Origin of the sequence: Nocardia sp. NPDC052316, assembly GCF_044547795.1 — a bacterium.
GTDB lineage: Bacteria > Actinomycetota > Actinomycetes > Mycobacteriales > Mycobacteriaceae > Nocardia.
The window spans coordinates 546,629-563,378 of sequence record NZ_JBIUBB010000006.1; the positions used below are offsets into that span (position 1 = coordinate 546,629).

Genomic DNA, 16,750 nt, shown 5'->3' on the forward strand with positions numbered 1-16,750 from the left:
GACCCGCGCCGACCGCAGACAGCTCGACCGATCGAGGAACTCATGGCTATCGAAGGTTTCGTACGGCGCCCGCGGATAGCGCCGCCCCGGGCACCAGGTGGTGAGGTGGCGTTGACCGCGCCGCCGGAGATTCCGCGCGCGCTGCCTGCCCCGCTGATGATGAAGCTGATGCCGGTCGTCATGGTGGTCGCGGTGATCGGCATGATCGCGATGATGGCGATGATGGGCCGCAACCTGCTGGCCAATCCGCTGTCGATGATGTTCCCGATGATGATGCTGATGTCGATGGTCGGCATGATGGCCGGCTTCCGCGGCGGCACCGGCAAGCGCGCCGTGGAGCTCAACGAGGAGCGCAAGGACTACTTCCGCTACCTCGATCAGATCCGTAAAGACGTGCGGCGCACCGGCAGCAAGCAGCTGGAGACGCTGGCCTGGAGCCACCCGGACCCGGCCGACCTGACCTCGCTGATCGGCACCCGGCGGATGTGGGAGCGCAGGCCGAACGATCCGGACTTCGGCCACGTCCGCGTCGGCATCGGCAGCCATCGGCTGGCCACGAAGCTGGCCAGGCCGGAGACCGGTCCGCTTGAGGACCTGGAGCCCGTCTCCACCGTCGCGCTGCGCCGGTTCGTGCGTACCCATTCGGTGGTGCACAGCTTGCCCACCGCGGTGTCGCTGCGCGCCTTCCCCGCGATCAACATCGGCGGCCCGACCGAGGACGCGCGCACGCTGACGCGTTCGATGCTGATGGAGCTGGTCACCTTCCACGGGCCCGACCATCTCGCGGTCGCCATCGTCTGCGCGGACCCGGACGGCGCCTGGGGCTGGGCGAAATGGCTTCCGCACCTGCAACACCCGACCCTGCGCGACGGCATGGGCTCGGCCAGGATGATGTACACCTCGCTGGGTGAGCTGGAGACCGCGCTGTCGGCCGAGCTGATGGAGCGCGGCCGGTTCATGCGCAATCCGCAACCCACTCAGGGACGGCTGCACCTGGTGGTGATCATCGATGACGGGTACGTCAACGGCAACGAACGACTGATCAGCGAGTCCGGACTGGATTCGGTGACCGTGCTCGACCTCACCGCGCCGGAGGGTGGGCTCGCGGCCCGCCGCGGGCTCCAGCTGGTCGCCGCGGACGGTGACGTGTCCGCCCGCAGTGCGGCGGGGGTGGAGAAGTTCGCCACCGCCGACGTGGTGAGTTCGGCGGAGGCCGAGGCGTTCTCGCGGGCGCTGTCGCGCTACCGGCTGGCCACGGCGGCCCAGATCGTCAGCCTCGGTGAGGGTTCGACCGCCGACCCGGGTCTGATGGCGTTGCTGAAGATCCAGGACGCGGCGCAGATCGATCCGGCCAGGGTATGGCGGCCGCGCACGGCGCGGGAACGGCTGCGCGTGCCGATCGGCATCACCCCCGACGGGACACCGGTCGAGATCGATATCAAGGAGTCGGCCGAGAACGGCATGGGCCCGCACGGTCTGTGCATCGGCGCGACCGGCTCCGGTAAATCGGAATTCCTGCGCACGCTTGTGCTTTCGCTGGTCACCACGCACTCGCCGGACGCGCTGAACCTGGTGCTCGTCGACTTCAAGGGTGGCGCCACGTTCCTCGGGCTGGATTCACTGCCGCACGTCGCTGCGGTGATCACCAACCTGGAAGAGGAACTGTCCCTGGTAGACCGCATGAAAGACGCGCTCGCCGGTGAGATGAACCGGCGCCAGGAACTGCTGCGGTCGGCGGGCAACTACGCCAACGTCACCGACTACGAGAAGGCCAGGGCCGCCGGCGTGCCGCTCGATCCGCTACCGGCGCTGTTCGTCGTGGTCGACGAGTTCTCCGAACTGCTCTCGCAGAAGCCGGATTTCGCCGAGTTGTTCGTGATGATCGGCCGGCTCGGCCGCTCGCTGCACGTGCACCTGCTGCTCGCCTCGCAGCGGCTGGAAGAGAACAAGCTGCGCGGCCTCGAGTCGCACCTGTCCTACCGAATCGGTCTGCGCACCTTCTCCGCCAACGAATCCCGCGCGGTCCTCGGCATCACCGACGCCTACCACCTGCCGAGCGTGCCGGGCGCCGGATATCTGAAGAGCGACGCCTCGGATCCGTTGCGGTTCAACGCGAGTTACGTGTCCGGTCCCTACGTGGCGCCGGTGGGCACGGTGACCGGTGAGGACGGCAGTCCGGTCGGCGGCCAGCGGCCGGCGATCTTCACCGCCGCGCCGGTGGAGACGCCGGAACCGGTGGAAGACGACTCCGCGCTGGGTCTGCCGCCGTCGCCGTCGAACCCGCTGCTCGAACTCCCGCCGCCGCCGTCGGCGCTCAACGCCCCCGGCTCGGACGAGGGGATCCCGGACTCGCTGCTCGACGTGGTCGTCAAACGCCTGACCGGGCACGGCCGCCCGGCGCACGAGGTGTGGCTGCCGCCGCTCGACGAGTCCCCGACGGTCGACATGCTGCTGCCCGACCCGGACTGGCGCTCGCCGGTCAACCGGCACGGTCAGCTGTGGATGCCGATCGGCGTGATCGACAAGCCGTACGAGCAGCGCCGTGACGTGCTGACCATCAGTCTGGCCGGCGCCCAGGGCAATGTGGCGGTCGTCGGTGGTCCGCAGTCGGGTAAGTCGACCACCTTGCGCACCATCATCATGGCCGCCGCGGCTACCCACACCCCGCAGCACGTGCAGTTCTACTGCCTGGACTTCGGTGGCGGCAGCATGGCGGGCCTGGTCGGCCTGCCGCACGTCGGCTCGGTGGCGGGCCGGCTCGACAGCGACCGGGTCCGGCGCACCATCGCCGAGCTCACCTCGCTGATGCGTCAGCGCGAGGAACGGTTCGCCGAGCTCGGCATCGAGTCGATGGCCGAGTTCCGGCGGCGCAAGTTCGCCGCGGCGGCGCACGTGCCCGACGGCGCGGCCTCGGCGGGTAATCCGTTGGCCGACGACCGATTCGGCGACGTATTCCTGGTGATCGACGGCTGGGCGGTGATCCGCGAAGAGTTCGACGTGCTGGAGCCACAGATCACCGCCATCGCGGCACAGGGCTTGTCCTACGGCATCCACCTCATCATCGGCGCGTCCCGATGGGCCGAGATCCGGCCGGTGGTGAAGGACCAGATCGGCACCAGGCTCGAGCTGCGCCTCGGTGATCCGACCGACTCGGAGATGGGGCGGCGCACCGCCTTCCAGGTTCCGGTGGGTCGTCCCGGCCGCGGTCTCACCCCGGAACAGCTGCACATGCTGATCGCCTTGCCGCGGTTGGACTCCAACTCCGATCCGGAGTCGCTGGCCGACGGCGTCACCCTGGCGCGTCAGGAACTCGCGGAGTTGCACGCGGGCAGGCGGGCGCCGGAGGTGCGCATGCTGCCGCTGCAGTTCAGCCGCGACGACCTGCTGGCCATCACCAGGGAACAGGGCATCGAGCTCAGCCCGACCCGGGTGGTCGTCGGTCTCGGCGAATCCGAATTGCAGCCGCTCGTGCTGGATTTCGGCACGGAGCCGCACTTCATGGCCTTCGCCGACGTCGAATCCGGCAAGACCACGCTGCTGCGCAACATCGTGACGGGCGTGGTGGAGAATTCGACCCCGGACCAGGCGAAGATCATCATGATCGACTACCGCCGCACCATGCTCGGCGTGGTCGAGGGCGAACATCTCGCCGGATACTCCACCTCGTCGCAGACCTGTGGGCCGATGATCACCGAGGTCGCGGAGTTCCTGTCCAAGCGGATCCCCGGTTCCGACATCACCCCCCAGCAGCTGCGCGAGCGCAGTTGGTGGGAGGGGCCGGAGATCTACATCGTGGTCGACGACTACGACATGGTGGCGACCGGCGGCATCAACCCGTTCGCCGCGTTGATCGAGTACCTGCCGCAGGCCCGCGATATCGGCATGCACTTCGTCGTCACCCGCCGAATGGGTGGCGTGTCGCGCGCCCTCTACGACCCGATCATCGGCGGCCTGAAGAACCTGTCGGTGGACACGCTGGTCATGAGCGGCTCGCGGGACGAGGGCAAGATCATCGGTGAGATCCGGCCGAGCAAGCTCCCGCCGGGCCGTGGCACGCTGGCCTCGCGCAGCAAGGGGCAAGAGATGGTGCAGATCGCGTATATGCCACCCACCCAGTAAGAGTGGGACGCTGCCGGGCCGACGGCCGTAGGCTGCCGGCCCGGCGATCAAGCGGTAGAGGTCAGTTGTTGGGTTGGCCCGCAGCGAAATTTGCGGTCGGGTTGGCTGGGACCGTGCCGAGATGTGTGGTGCGGGCCGCGGAGACGGCACCCACCGCGTCGAAATCCCAGCTGTCGGTGCGACGTTCGAACAGCGCGCGGGACGGGCCGGTCGCGATCGGGCCTGCGATGCGCGCGAAGTGGAAGCCCGCCCTACGGTAGTAGTCGTGCAGTTCGGTGTTGGTGGTCCAGGCGTCCAGGCGGACCCAGTCGCGTTCCTGTTGGCGCGCAAGCCATCCCGCATGGGCGAGCAGTCGTTGGCCGATGCGTTGTCCGGCGAAGCGGAGGTCGACGATCATGTAGTGGACGACGACCGCGTCGGATAGTTCCCACGGCGACCACAGCCCCGGGTCGGCATGGCGATTGACGGTGATCGTGCCCGCGGGTTCGCCCGCGACCTCCGCGATCCAGGTCTCCCCGGCGTCCATCGACCGGCCGACGGAGCGCGCGAAGATCTCGATGGGCAGTCCGCGACCCGCGACCGTCCACTGATCGGAGCCGCGCGTGGTGAGCCACGCGGTGCGTTGCAGGCGCAGCCGGCAGATGGTGCCCAGATCACCAATTGTCGCTTGGCGGAGCATGATACTCATGCCGTCGCGATGCCAGGCCCGTACGGCACGCCGAGGGTGCGCCCGATGACGGCCAGGCCTTCGGCATCGCCGAGCTGGTAGGCCAGCCGGTTGCTCGCGGCGATGGAACGGTGCCGGGTGGCCCTGGTGACCCGCTCGTGGTTGGCGCCGATCCGCAGGTGGTCCAGCAGGATCGTGCCCGCCGCCACGCCGAGCACGGTGGCCTCCTCCGCGGTGGCGGGCCGCGCCGTCAGCGTGTCGCGATGGGCGGTTTCGGCGTGCCCGCTGACGGCAAGCCGACGGGTGGTGCCCTCCGGAATGTCGTGCGGTGAGTCGATTCCGGTGGCCTCGGCCAGGTCTCGTGGATAGAAGCTGACCTCCCAGGACCACGGCTCGTTGTCCAGATACTGGACGACCGTCCTGGCCAGCACCCAGGAGTCTTCGGGCACGCCGAGCCACAGCGCCACCGAAGGGCCCGCGGGCTCCATCTTCGCGCTGAACTCCTTGGACGGCGTCCGGTGCGCGGCGCGCGCGATCTCCTCGAAGATGTCGTGCGGCGACTTCGGCCGGTCGTGTCGGATATGGTCGGTGACAACTGATTCCAGGACTTCCTGGTTTCGCACGATGGTGCCGCGGGAAGTCGCTGTATAGACCAGATTTTCGGTGACAAGCACCTGAATCGCATTGCGAGCGGTGGTAAGCGAGACCTGCATGTGCTCGGCCAGCTCCGTGTGGCTGGGCAACCGATCACCCGGTTTCCACTTGCCTGCGCGGATCTCCTCGCGGAGGAGGTCTGCGATCCGGTGATACGTCGGACCGTCCGCCATCTTGCTCCTCGGTTGGTCGTGCAGGTAACGAAGTGTACTCTTCGTGACTTCCTACGGCCCGGTAACGCTTGACAGGTGCCTTCAGAGGTTTATTGTAATGAACGTCCTGATCCGGTGTTGTGCGGCGATGACGGCGAGGCAACGTGGCAGGTTCGGATACAACAGTCGTAATGGCTCTTCCCGGCACCCTGCGGTGTGCCGATTCGGTGGTGCAGTCACACGCTCCTGGACTGCTTCCCACCTCGGATCTACTTGTTCGGGCGTGTCGTGGACACCGTGTAGTCGGCGGTCCGTTGCTCTGGTTCGCCCGCGATCTCGCGGTGCTGCACGAGCGGCGACTGGTCGGCCGGGGTGGCTCGGTGGACACCGACCCGATGGTGGTCCTCGAAATCGAGCGCCGCAGAGTCGAATTGGTCATGGCGATCGATGACTGGGTCGCACGCAGTGTGCCCCAGCACCGGCTCGGTGCGACCCTGCACACCGAAACCGTCGGCGCGGTCATCGACCGCCTCGCCGAGTCCTCGGTACGGGCGCACCACGCGCTGATGACCCTCGACGCGCACGACGAAAGATTGCACGGCGCTTGGCATCACCTCGCCGAGCTCGCCGATGCCTACGACGATCTCGTCCGCGACATCCTCGCGGGCAGGCGTCGTCTTCCGGAGTGGTAACTCCGCCCGCGTCTCCAGACCGCCAGCCCGCGAACGGTTTTCGCGCGCGATCGCTTCGTCGGGTCTCGTAGACCGTCCGTACCTGTCACAAGGACTGCAAGCCCTGTGAGAGGTATGGACGGTCTGTGAGTCACCGACTTGTCACGTGACGGTGTGACACGAGGGTGTTTCAGGGTTGGTAGCGGCGGTGATCGGTGGCGAAATCATCGGCGATGGTGGCCGCGAGCTCGACGTAGGCGCGCTTGGTGTGTTTGTGCAGGCGATGGAGATCGATCTCGGCGCCCTCGGACATGTGCGCATCGAACGGGATGATGTGCACGGCGCGGCAACGGGACAGGAAGTACTCCCGCAGCTGTTGGATGCCGACATTCGGGGATCCGGCGCGCGGTGAGTTGATCACCACCACCGCGTTGCGGACCAGATGATCATGTCCGTGCAGCGACAGCCAGTCCAAAGTCGCTGCGGCACTGCGGGCACCGTCGATCGCGGGGGAGGAGATGAGCACCAGTGAGTGGGCCAGATCGAGCACGCCCGACATCGCCGAGTGCATCAGCCCGGTACCGCAGTCGGTCAGGATGATGTTGTAGAACCGCTGCAGGATCCGCGCGACCGCACGGTACTCCTCCTCGCTGAACGCCTCCGACGCCGCCGGATCGCGTTCACTGGCAAGTACTTCCAGGCGACTGGTGGCCTGCGAGGTGTGCCTGCGGACATCCGAGTAGCGCTGGATAGAAGGGTCGAGCAGCAGGTCGCGCACGGTGGACCTGGTCTGCAGCGGCACCCGCTGCGACAACGTGCCGAAGTCGGGGTTGGCGTCCACCGCGATCACCCGGTCGCCGCGGATCGAGGCGAAGATCGAGCCGATACCCATTGTGGTGGTGGTCTTTCCGACGCCACCCTTCAGCGACAGTGTCGCGATCCGGTAGTCGCCGCGCACCGGTTGCCGGATCCGGGCGACCAGCTCCTGCAACCGCAGCTCCTCCGCGGACAGCCCAGGATTGATCGCGCCGCCGGACACATGGTGCACGGCCTTACGCCAGCCGCTGCCCGGCGACTTCTTGGCCCGCCGCATCGGCACATCGTCCAGTGACGGCGGCGGCCCCGACTGGTACTGCACGCCGGGCTGGTACTGACCGCCGATCGGCCCCGGCGGGCGACCCCACTGGCCAGGCGGTTGCGGCGGTGCGGGCGGTGTCCCGCCCGGAGCCTGCCCACCGACCTGCGGTCCGGCGAATCCGCCTGGCGCACGCGAAGCAACCTCGGGCGCTTGTGGTCCCGGCTGCTCGCTGCCTGGCGCTTGCCCGGCGGTGGACGGCGCTGTCTGGCCTGGGCTTTGGGCTGCCGGTGCCGCTTGGTTGTGCCACGGGATGCCGGGGGCGGGCGGGCCCGGCTGTTCGCTGACCGGTGCTTGTCCGCCGGTGGATGGTGTTGTCCGGCCGGGTGTTTGGGCTGCCGGTGCCGCTTGGTTGTGCCATGGCACGCCGGGGGCGGGCGGGCCCGGCTGTTCGCTGACCGGTGCTTGTCCGCCGGTGGACGGCGCTGTCTGGCCTGGGCTTTGGGGTGCCGGTGCTGCTTGGTTGAGCCACGGGACGCCAGGTGCGGGCGGTCCTGGCTGCTCGCTGCCGGGAGCCTGCCCGCCGACCGACGGTGGCCGGCTTACGGATTCGTCCGCCCACACCGGTGCCGCGGCGTTGCGCCACGGCTCGCTCGGTGCCGGTGGTCCTGGCTGCTCGCTGCTCGGGGCCTGACCGCCGGTCGCCTGTGGCGGGTATCCGATCGGGCCGCTCTGATTCGCCGGTGCGTGCGGACCGACTGGCTGCTGCGCGACGTTATTCGGGGGCTGCGGCGGTCCGCCTGGCCGCTGCGCCGACTCCTCGGGCGCACCAGGGAGCCCGTCGATCTCGGCGGGCAGGCGATGCCGTCCGCTGGCGGACGGTCGTGCCGCTCCGGCGTTGGACGAGGGCACCCAACCGGGTGCCTGCAGCGGGTTGTCGCGTTGTGACTGACCGGATTCCGGGCGTTCGTTGCTGGGGGTGGCAGGTTCGGCCGGTCGGGCGGGCAGCGGCGGTACCGCGGTGCCGTTCGCACCGGGCTGAACGGCAGACGGGGGACGCTCAGCCCCGCCGACCGTATCGCCGGGTGACGACTGTCCCGCTGCCGGGCTGAGCGGGCTCGACGGTGCCGAACCCACGGCGGGTCCACGGCCGGGAAGGTCCTGACCCGGTTGGGTGCCCGCAGGCGTCGTCGCACCGGCAACGTTCTCCGCGCCCGGCCGCTGATGCGGTGCCTGCGGTGCGCGGCTCTGCGGACCGGTGACGGGTGTCGGCGCGGGGGGCACGGCGCTGTCGCCGGGCGCGCGGCCTTGATCCTGCGGCCCGGGCCGGGTGGGTGGCGCCGAAGCGTCCGGTCGTTCGGTAACCGCGGCGTTGTCGCCCGGTGCCTGCGGAATCCGGCCCGCGGCAGGCGGCTCTTGTCCGCGTACCGGTGCGTCTGGGCCCGTCTGCTCGGTGGGCGGAGCCGTCGACGAGCCCCGTTGCGCCGGTGGCGGATCGGGCAACGGCGGGGGGTCCGGTAGCGGGGGCCGACGTGGCGGTGCGGCCGATGCGGTCGTTGCCTGCTCGGGCCGCGGTCCGGCCAGCCATGGCGGCGGTCCATCGGGCTCGGGCGGTGCGTAACGCTCCGCGGGAGCCTGCGGCGCAGGGGTCGGCGCCTGCGGTGGTGCGTCCGGAGTGGCCGTCGACGCCTGCGGCGGCGGGTCCGGCAGCGGCGGTGGCGGCGGCAGATCCGGCCGGGCGGGCTGGTGCCGGGTGGTCGGGTCGTTCGAGACCGGCGGCTCGGTTACGGCGCGACTGCCCAGCGGTTGGAAGGCAGGGGGCGGCGGGCCAGGGTTCCGGGTGGGCAGTCCCTGTGCCGGTCCGCTGGTGCGCTGCGGCGGAGCCTCGGTACGTGCGGCCGGTGCCTCGGTGCGCTGTGCAGGTGCTTCGGCGCGCTGTGCCGGGGCTTCGGTACGTTGCGGCGGGCCGGCCTGCCACACGTCGTCCGTGCGCGGCTGGACGTAGGGATCCAGTCCGGGCTGACGCCACGGGTCCGCCCGCGGGGTATCGGGCTGCGGCGGTCCCGGCGTGCGGGAACCCGCATCGGGAGTGCGACCGTGCGGACCGGCCTCGTTCGGCTGCTGCTCTTCGGCGGCCGGGCTGTCGTTCTTGTCCCGGCGCCAACCCTTGCGGCGCTTCTCTTGACGTCGGCGGCTGGGTCTCTCGTCGATCACATCGTCGGAGGGAAGATTCTGCACCGGCGCTTCGTAGCCGACCTGTGTGACATCACTCTCGGACAGCCACGGCGGCAGCATGGGGAGGCCGTCATTATTGCGACTCACGACTCCACCTCGCTAGCGCTAGGTTCCGTCGTGCCCGGAGGCGCTGCATAGGAGGTTCGCTCGCTGCGCTCGCTCACGGATCCCCCTCGATCTGCTCGACCCTATATACCTGGACAGCGGTCAGTTTACGCGACGTCCGGACACCGCAGAGGGGCAGGAGGCCAGGGCGCTGCGGCCCTCGAATTCACGCTCTGATCGGGGCGGAAAGAGTACCGGCGAGAGCGACCACCGACACCCATTTTTGCCGGAACCAACCGGTACCGGTAAGCTGGAGCGGCGGTGCACCTATGCGCCGACTGTTTGCATGTCGTCGGTCAGTTTCGGCCGATTGATCCATGTAAGCAGAAACCAGCCAAACAAACCAGGTTGAGCGTAACCGGGATCGCGGAGGACATGGCGAAGAAAGACGGGGCCATCGAGGTCGAGGGTCGAGTTGTCGAGCCGCTGCCCAATGCGATGTTCCGGATCGAGCTCGAGAACGGTCACAAGGTTCTCGCGCACATCAGCGGGAAGATGCGGCAGCACTACATTCGTATCCTCCCCGAGGACCGCGTGGTCGTCGAGCTGTCACCCTACGACCTGTCGCGCGGCCGGATCGTCTACCGGTACAAGTAAATCGAATCGGGCGAGCTCTGCTCGCGGAGAGCGCTCGCCGGTGGTCGATTGACTTGGTGTTTTGTGGGGGTGCAACCCCCACGCCCCGCCCGGCGGGCTTCGCCCCCGGACCCCCGCACGGGGTTCGGTGAGGCGGGATCTCGCCGTTGAGGCGGGAGCGAAGAGCCGTCGCTCGTGAGAGCGGCACTCGCCCGAGAGGGCGGGAGCGAGGAACTGTCGCTCGTGAGAGCGGCACTCGCCCGTAAGGGCGGGACTGAGAACAGCTGCTCGGCAGAGTGGCACAACAGACTTCCCCAGCGAAAAGGCTGGGGAAAAACTGTGTTCACACCCGTGTGAACCACAACAAGATTGGACGGACGTGAAGGTTCAGCCCAGCGTCAAGAAGATCTGCGAGAAGTGCAAGGTGATCCGCCGTCACGGTCGGGTCATGGTGATCTGCGACAACCTGCGCCACAAGCAGCGCCAGGGCTGATCCCGCCGGGCACCGATCACTGATCGGCTTGGCCAACTAAAGAAGAACTCCCAGCTCCAGCCGCACGCTGCGGTATTCCGGGTTCGCCTGGAAGGCGTGTGCGCCAACCACCGGTACGGAGGCCGGTGCCCCACCAAGACGAGGGGACGGACAGGGAGCAGACCTCCGCAACAGCTAAGGAACCTGCCACATGGCACGTCTCATGGGCGTTGATCTCCCGCGTGAAAAGCGCATGGAGATCGCGCTGACTTACATCTACGGCATCGGCCGTACCCGCTCCAAGGAGATCCTCGCGGCGACGGGCGTCAGCCCGGACCTGCGCAGCAAGGACCTCAGCGACGATCAGGTGACGCAGCTGCGTGACTACATCGAGAGCTCGCCCGAGCTCAAGGTCGAAGGTGACCTGCGCCGTGAGGTGCAGGCCGACATCCGTCGCAAGATCGAGATCGGCTGCTACCAGGGTCTGCGCCACCGTCGTGGGCTGCCCGTGCGTGGTCAGCGCACCAAGACCAACGCGCGCACCCGCAAGGGCCCGAAGCGCACCGTCGCCGGCAAGAAGAAGTAGGGGATAACCGATGCCTCCGAAGTCCAGGGCCTCCGGCCCCAAGAAGACCCAGAAGTCGCGTCGCCGGGAAAAGAAGAACGTCCCGCACGGCCACGCACACATCAAGAGCACGTTCAACAACACCATCGTGTCGATCACCGACCCGGCCGGAAACGTCATCTCGTGGGCGTCCTCGGGCCACGTCGGCTTCAAGGGTTCGCGCAAGTCGACCCCGTTCGCCGCGCAGCTTGCCGCCGAGAACGCTGCCCGCAAGGCGCAGGAGAACGGTGTCAAGAAGGTCGACGTCTTCGTGAAGGGCCCGGGTTCGGGCCGCGAGACCGCGATCCGTTCGCTGCAGGCCGCGGGTCTGGAAGTCGGCACGATCTCCGATGTCACGCCCCAGCCGCACAACGGCTGCCGTCCGCCCAAGCGTCGTCGCGTCTAGCGGGAAAGGAAAGAGATAAAAAATGGCTCGTTATACAGGCCCCATCACCCGCAAGTCGCGTCGTCTGCGCGTCGACCTCGTCGGCGGCGACCAGGCGTTCGAGCGTCGCCCGTACCCGCCCGGCCAGCACGGCCGCGCGCGGATCAAGGAGAGCGAGTACCTGCTCCAGCTGCAGGAGAAGCAGAAGGCTCGCTTCTCCTACGGCGTCATGGAGAAGCAGTTCCGCCGGTACTACGAAGAGGCCAACCGCCTCAAGGGCAAGACCGGTGACAACCTGCTGCGTCTGCTCGAGTGCCGGCTGGACAACGTCGTGTACCGCGCCGGTCTGGCCCGTACCCGTCGTCAGGCTCGCCAGCTCGTCAGCCACGGCCACTTCCTGGTGAACAACCGGAGCGTCAACGTCCCGAGCTTCCAGGTGACCCAGTACGACATCATCGATGTCAAGGAGAAGTCGCTGGGCACGCTGCCGTTCCAGGTCGCGCGCGAGACCGTCGGCGACCGGCCGGTTCCCGGCTGGCTGCAGGTGATCCCGGGCCGTCTGCGGATCCTGGTGCACCAGCAGCCCGAGCGCGCCCAGATCGATGTGCCGCTCACCGAACAGCTCATCGTCGAGTACTACTCGAAGTAAACGCTGCTACACGGTGCATGATCTGCTGATACCGGCAGATCATGCACAACCCCTTAAACGAGGCGTCAAATAGCGGGCGCCCAAACAGGAGGATGATCCTAATGCTGATTTCACAGCGTCCGACACTGACCGAAGAGGTCGTTGCCGAGAACCGCTCGAAGTTCACCATCGAACCGCTCGAGCCGGGTTTCGGTTACACCCTGGGCAATTCGCTGCGGCGTACCCTGCTGTCCTCGATTCCGGGGGCCGCGGTCACGAGCATTCGTATCGACGGCGTGCTGCACGAGTTCACCACCGTCCCCGGCGTGAAGGAAGATGTCACCGACATCATCCTGAACCTGAAGGGTCTGGTCGTGTCCTCGGAGGAGGACGAGCCGGTCACGATGTACGTGCGCAAGCAGGGCCCCGGCACCGTCACCGCCGGTGACATCGTGCCGCCGACCGGTGTCGTCGTCCACAACCCGGACATGCACATCGCCACCCTGAACGACAAGGGCAAGCTGGAGATCGAGCTCGTGGTCGAGCGCGGTCGCGGCTACGTCCCCGCCGTGCAGAACAAGGCGTCCGGTGCGGAAATCGGCCGGATCCCGGTGGATTCGATCTACTCGCCGGTGCTCAAGGTGACCTACAAGGTCGAGGCCACCCGTGTCGAACAGCGCACCGACTTCGACCGTCTGATCCTGGACGTGGAGACCAAGAACTCCATCAGCGCACGGGACGCGCTCGCCTCGGCGGGTAAGACCCTGGTCGAGCTCTTCGGCCTGGCCCGTGAGCTCAACGTCGAAGCCGAAGGCATCGAGATCGGCCCTTCGCCGGCCGAGGCGGACCACATCGCCTCGTTCGGTCTGCCGATCGAGGACCTGGACCTCACCGTCCGGTCCTACAACTGCCTCAAGCGCGAGGGTGTGCACACCGTGGGCGAGCTCGTCGCCCGCACCGAGTCGGACCTGCTGGACATCCGCAACTTCGGCCAGAAGTCCATCGACGAGGTCAAGGTCAAGCTGCACGCGCTCGGCCTCTCGCTCAAGGACAGCCCGGCGTCGTTCGATCCTTCGTCTGTGGTGGGTTACGACGCGAGCACCGGAACGTGGAGCGACAGCGGCACGTTCAGTGACACCGACGGTGGCGAGCAGGACTACGCCGAGACCGAACAGCTCTAGGCCAGACGCGGGGTAGGCACCCCGGCCCGGCCTCACACAAGGAGAACCAACAATGCCCAAGCCCAAGAAGGGTGCTCGCTTCGGCGGGTCGGCGTCGCACCAGAAGGCGATCTTCGCCAATCTGGCGACGGCGCTCTTCGAGCACGGTCGAATCTCGACCACCGAGTCCAAGGCCAAGGCACTGCGTCCCTACGCCGAGAAGCTTGTCACCAAGGCGAAGGCAGGCACCCTTGCCGACCGTCGCGAGGTGCTCAAGGTGATCCGCAACAAGGACGTCGTGCACGAGCTCTTCGCTACGATCGGCCCCTCGTTCGAGGGTCGCGAGGGCGGCTACACGCGCATCACCAAGACGCTGCCGCGTAAGGGTGACAATGCGCCGATGGCCATCATCGAGCTGGTCCGGGAGAAGACCGTGACCAACGAGGCCGACCGCGCTCGCCGTGTCGCCTCGTCCAAGAAGACCGAAGAGGCCCCGGCCGCTGAGGTTGTCGAGGACAAGGCCGACGACGCTGTCGCCGAGACCGCTGAGGTCGAGGCCCCGGCCGCCGACGAGAAGGCCACCGAAGACAAGGCCTGAGGATGCCCGACGTTCGCGTCGGAGTTCTGATCGAGCCCGCCGCCCCGCTTTCCGCGGGTCGGCGGGTTCGTTCGTTGACCAGGAGATCGAAGTGAGCGCGGAGGACTCGATGCTGTCGGCTAGCTCGTCGTCGAACTCGGCTGAGCCGGCGCGGAATGCAGCCCGGTTCCGCCTCGACATCGGTTACGACGGAACCGATTTCACGGGCTGGGCGCGTCAGCCCGGCCTGCGCACGGTGCAGGGTGTGCTGGAGGAGTCGCTGAGCAAGGTGTTCCGCGAACCGGTGCAGCTGACCGTCGCGGGTCGTACCGACGCCGGCGTGCACGCCGAAGGGCAAGTCGCACACTTCGATACGACCGCCGAGCTCGACCCGGCCAAGCTGGTGCACCGGATGGCGCGCTTCCTGCCGCAGGATGTGCGGATCAAGGATGTTCGCCCCGTCCCGCCCGAATTCGACGCGCGCTTCTCGGCGATCCGCAGGCATTACGCGTACCGGCTGACCACCGCCCCCTACGGCGCCGAACCGCTGCAGGCGCGCAGCATCGTTGGCTGCCGCCACGACGTCGATATCGACGCCATGCGCGCGGCGTCTCGAAAGCTGTTGGGCCTGCACAACTTCGCGGCCTTCTGCCGCCGCCGCGAGGGTGCGACCACGGTGCGGGAACTCCAGCGCTTCGACTGGGCGCGCGAGGGTGACCTGCTCACCGCGTATGTCAGCGCGGATGCCTTCTGCTGGTCCATGGTCCGCAGCCTGGTCGGTGCCGTGCTGGCGGTGGGCGAGGGGCGCCGTACGCCGGATTGGGTAGGCGGACTGCTCAACGAAACCGAGCGCTCCAGCTCGGTGACCGTGGCCCCCGCGCACGGTTTGAGTCTGATCGCCGTCGACTATCCCGCCGACGCGGATCTCGCGGAACGCAACGCGCAGACCAGGGAAGTGCGCACCGTGCCGTCGGGCGAAAGTTGTTGCGGGGGCTGAATTCCTAGCCGACATCGCGCCCGCGCCGCATGACCGGCAGGCGGCTGCGGCGCGGGCGCCGAGTCGCTCAGTTGGCCGATCCGGCTTCGATCGTCTTCTGCTGCGACGATCCGCTGGCGACCTCGATGCGGCGCGGCTTGGCCCGTTCGGCGATCGGAATCGTCACCGACAGCACGCCGTTGTTGTATGTGGCGCTGATCTTTTCGGCGTCGACGTTGTCTCCGAGGCTGATCTGGCGCATGAAATTGCCCGCGAAGCGCTCGGAGGCGATCCACTGGACGCCTTCCTCGCTGGGTGCGCTGCGCTGCGCACGCAGGGTCAGGGTGCCGTTGTCCACGCTCACGTCCACCGAGCCGGGGTCGACGCCGGGCAGGTCGGCGTGCAGGACGTAATGGTCACCCGCCTTGAACAGATCCATCGGCATGAATCGCGGTGCGCGCGATGATCCCGCGGCCTCACCGAGCAGCTGGCGCGCAACGGTGTCCATGTCATGGAATGGATCGAACCTCAGCACAGCAATCACCTCCATTTCACCTGTGGCGACGCCTGCCACCGCGGTAGGCGCCGGTAGCTGTGCACCAACAAAGTTAGCACTCTCGGCCTGAGAGTGCTAACGATTCGGCGGGAATTTTTAGACGAATTCGCCACCGGAATAGGAAGGGCCACACGGTGGTTCCGCAATGCATGACAATCGAGGGCCTCGGACGATTCGGTGTGTGGCGGGCATATAACCTCTTCAGCCCGGAAGACGCGCAGGAGCTGGAGAAATCCGGCTATGGGACGCTCTGGCTGGGTGCGTCGCCGCCCGGCGACCTGTCGACCGTCGAGCCGTTGCTCGAGGCGACGGAGACGATCAAGGTGGCCACCAGCATCGTGAACATCTGGGCCGTGCCCGCGAAGGAGGTCGCGGAGTCGTTCCACCGGATCGACGCGCGCTTCCCCGGACGCTTCCTGCTCGGTATCGGCGCGGGGCACCCGGAGCACACCGGCGAGTACCGCAAGCCCTACGACGCCCTCGTCGAATACCTCGACGTGCTGGACGCTTTGGACGTGCCCGCCGAGCGCCGCGCCGTGGCCGCCCTCGGCCCTCGGGTGCTGAAGCTGGCCGCGCAGCGGTCCTTGGGCGCGCTGCCCTACTTCGTGCCGTCCACGCATACCGCGCAGGCCAGGGCGGAGATCGGCCCGGACGCGTTGATCGCGACGGAGCACAAGGTGGTCCTGACCGACGATCCGCAGCAGGCGCATGCCGTCGCGGAGGGGACCGTCGGGTTCTACCTCGGCCTGACGAACTACGCGTCGAACCTGCGCAGGCTCGGCTTCACCGACGAAGAACTGGCCGACCCAGGCAGCCGCGTCTTCGACGCCGTCATCGCGCACGGCAGCCCGGAGCACGTCGCCGCCGAACTCACCGCGCACCTGGACGCCGGTGGCAACCATGTCGCGGTGCAGGTCTTGAACGAGGACTACCTCGCCGGGCTGCGCACGCTGGCCCCGCTGCTGACCGGTCGCGGCTGAGCGATACCCCCGCAAACTGCTGAATCGCACCTCGCACAAGGCGGCAACCTTGTGCGAGGTGCTTTGTGTAGAGGTCTCCACCGAGGAAGAGTCCTGACACTCCTAAGGGACTGTTAGGAAGGGGCTCAGGGCATTCCCTTGCCGCTGTGACAGCAGAC

Annotated in this window: 15 protein-coding genes; 11 read left to right on the top strand and 4 right to left on the bottom strand. The window is 67.8% G+C overall.

Annotated features, from left to right (window positions below):
• Positions 1-42 precede the first annotated feature (42 nt).
• A complete protein-coding gene (eccCa, locus tag ACIHA7_RS30110) occupies positions 43-4,119 on the top strand; it encodes a type VII secretion protein EccCa (RefSeq protein ID WP_397294284.1) in 4,077 nt (1,358 codons plus the stop codon).
• A 61-nt stretch (positions 4,120-4,180) separates the two neighbouring features.
• On the opposite strand, the gene ACIHA7_RS30115 is transcribed toward eccCa, so the two are convergent.
• Both ACIHA7_RS30115 and ACIHA7_RS30120 read right to left on the bottom strand, forming a co-directional pair.
• Positions 4,181-4,807 carry a GNAT family N-acetyltransferase gene (locus ACIHA7_RS30115; RefSeq protein ID WP_397294285.1) on the bottom strand — a complete coding sequence of 209 codons (627 nt, stop codon included), beginning with the start codon at positions 4,805-4,807 and terminating at the stop codon, positions 4,181-4,183.
• A complete protein-coding gene (locus ACIHA7_RS30120; RefSeq protein ID WP_107654201.1) occupies positions 4,804-5,613 on the bottom strand; it encodes a GntR family transcriptional regulator in 810 nt (269 codons plus the stop codon). The genes ACIHA7_RS30115 and ACIHA7_RS30120 overlap by 4 nt, the downstream gene beginning before the upstream one ends.
• 293 nt (positions 5,614-5,906) lie before the next feature.
• On the opposite strand from ACIHA7_RS30120, the gene ACIHA7_RS30125 reads away from it, so the two are divergent.
• Positions 5,907-6,284 (top strand): DUF4254 domain-containing protein, encoded by a 378-nt coding sequence (locus ACIHA7_RS30125; protein WP_397294286.1) that lies wholly within the window; start codon positions 5,907-5,909, stop codon positions 6,282-6,284.
• Between the two features lie 169 nt (positions 6,285-6,453).
• Here ACIHA7_RS30125 and ACIHA7_RS30130 read toward each other — a convergent pair whose 3' ends face one another.
• Positions 6,454-9,660 (bottom strand): AAA family ATPase, encoded by a 3,207-nt coding sequence (locus tag ACIHA7_RS30130; protein WP_397294287.1) that lies wholly within the window; start codon positions 9,658-9,660, stop codon positions 6,454-6,456.
• A 393-nt stretch (positions 9,661-10,053) separates the two neighbouring features.
• Here ACIHA7_RS30130 and infA point away from each other — a divergent pair, with 393 nt between their 5' ends.
• The 8 genes from infA (at position 10,054) to truA (ending at position 15,077) form a co-directional block, all read left to right on the top strand.
• Positions 10,054-10,275, top strand: coding sequence for a translation initiation factor IF-1 (gene infA / locus ACIHA7_RS30135; protein WP_003418601.1), 222 nt, complete (start codon positions 10,054-10,056; stop codon positions 10,273-10,275).
• Positions 10,276-10,633: 358 nt separating this feature from the next.
• Positions 10,634-10,747 (top strand): 50S ribosomal protein L36, encoded by a 114-nt coding sequence (gene rpmJ / locus ACIHA7_RS30140; RefSeq protein ID WP_011207363.1) that lies wholly within the window; start codon positions 10,634-10,636, stop codon positions 10,745-10,747.
• Between the two features lie 190 nt (positions 10,748-10,937).
• Complete coding sequence (gene rpsM / locus ACIHA7_RS30145; protein WP_014981767.1) at positions 10,938-11,312, top strand: 30S ribosomal protein S13; 375 nt, start codon at positions 10,938-10,940, stop codon at positions 11,310-11,312.
• Between the two features lie 10 nt (positions 11,313-11,322).
• Positions 11,323-11,736: a 30S ribosomal protein S11 gene (gene rpsK, locus ACIHA7_RS30150; protein ID WP_040731638.1), complete on the top strand. Its 414-nt coding sequence runs from the start codon at positions 11,323-11,325 to the stop codon at positions 11,734-11,736.
• Between the two features lie 22 nt (positions 11,737-11,758).
• Positions 11,759-12,364 carry a 30S ribosomal protein S4 gene (gene rpsD, locus ACIHA7_RS30155; protein ID WP_397294288.1) on the top strand — a complete coding sequence of 202 codons (606 nt, stop codon included), beginning with the start codon at positions 11,759-11,761 and terminating at the stop codon, positions 12,362-12,364.
• Positions 12,365-12,465: 101 nt separating this feature from the next.
• Positions 12,466-13,524, top strand: coding sequence for a DNA-directed RNA polymerase subunit alpha (locus ACIHA7_RS30160; RefSeq protein ID WP_014981770.1), 1,059 nt, complete (start codon positions 12,466-12,468; stop codon positions 13,522-13,524).
• 52 nt (positions 13,525-13,576) lie between these two features.
• Positions 13,577-14,101, top strand: a complete 525-nt coding sequence (rplQ, locus tag ACIHA7_RS30165) for a 50S ribosomal protein L17 (protein WP_107654204.1) — start codon at positions 13,577-13,579, stop codon at positions 14,099-14,101.
• Between the two features lie 109 nt (positions 14,102-14,210).
• Positions 14,211-15,077, top strand: coding sequence for a tRNA pseudouridine(38-40) synthase TruA (gene truA / locus ACIHA7_RS30170; protein ID WP_397294561.1), 867 nt, complete (start codon positions 14,211-14,213; stop codon positions 15,075-15,077).
• A 67-nt stretch (positions 15,078-15,144) separates the two neighbouring features.
• Here truA and ACIHA7_RS30175 read toward each other — a convergent pair whose 3' ends face one another.
• Positions 15,145-15,591 (bottom strand): Hsp20/alpha crystallin family protein, encoded by a 447-nt coding sequence (locus tag ACIHA7_RS30175; protein WP_397294289.1) that lies wholly within the window; start codon positions 15,589-15,591, stop codon positions 15,145-15,147.
• A 170-nt stretch (positions 15,592-15,761) separates the two neighbouring features.
• On the opposite strand from ACIHA7_RS30175, the gene ACIHA7_RS30180 reads away from it, so the two are divergent.
• Positions 15,762-16,592, top strand: a complete 831-nt coding sequence (locus ACIHA7_RS30180) for an LLM class F420-dependent oxidoreductase (protein WP_397294290.1) — start codon at positions 15,762-15,764, stop codon at positions 16,590-16,592.
• Positions 16,593-16,750: the final 158 nt, after the last annotated feature.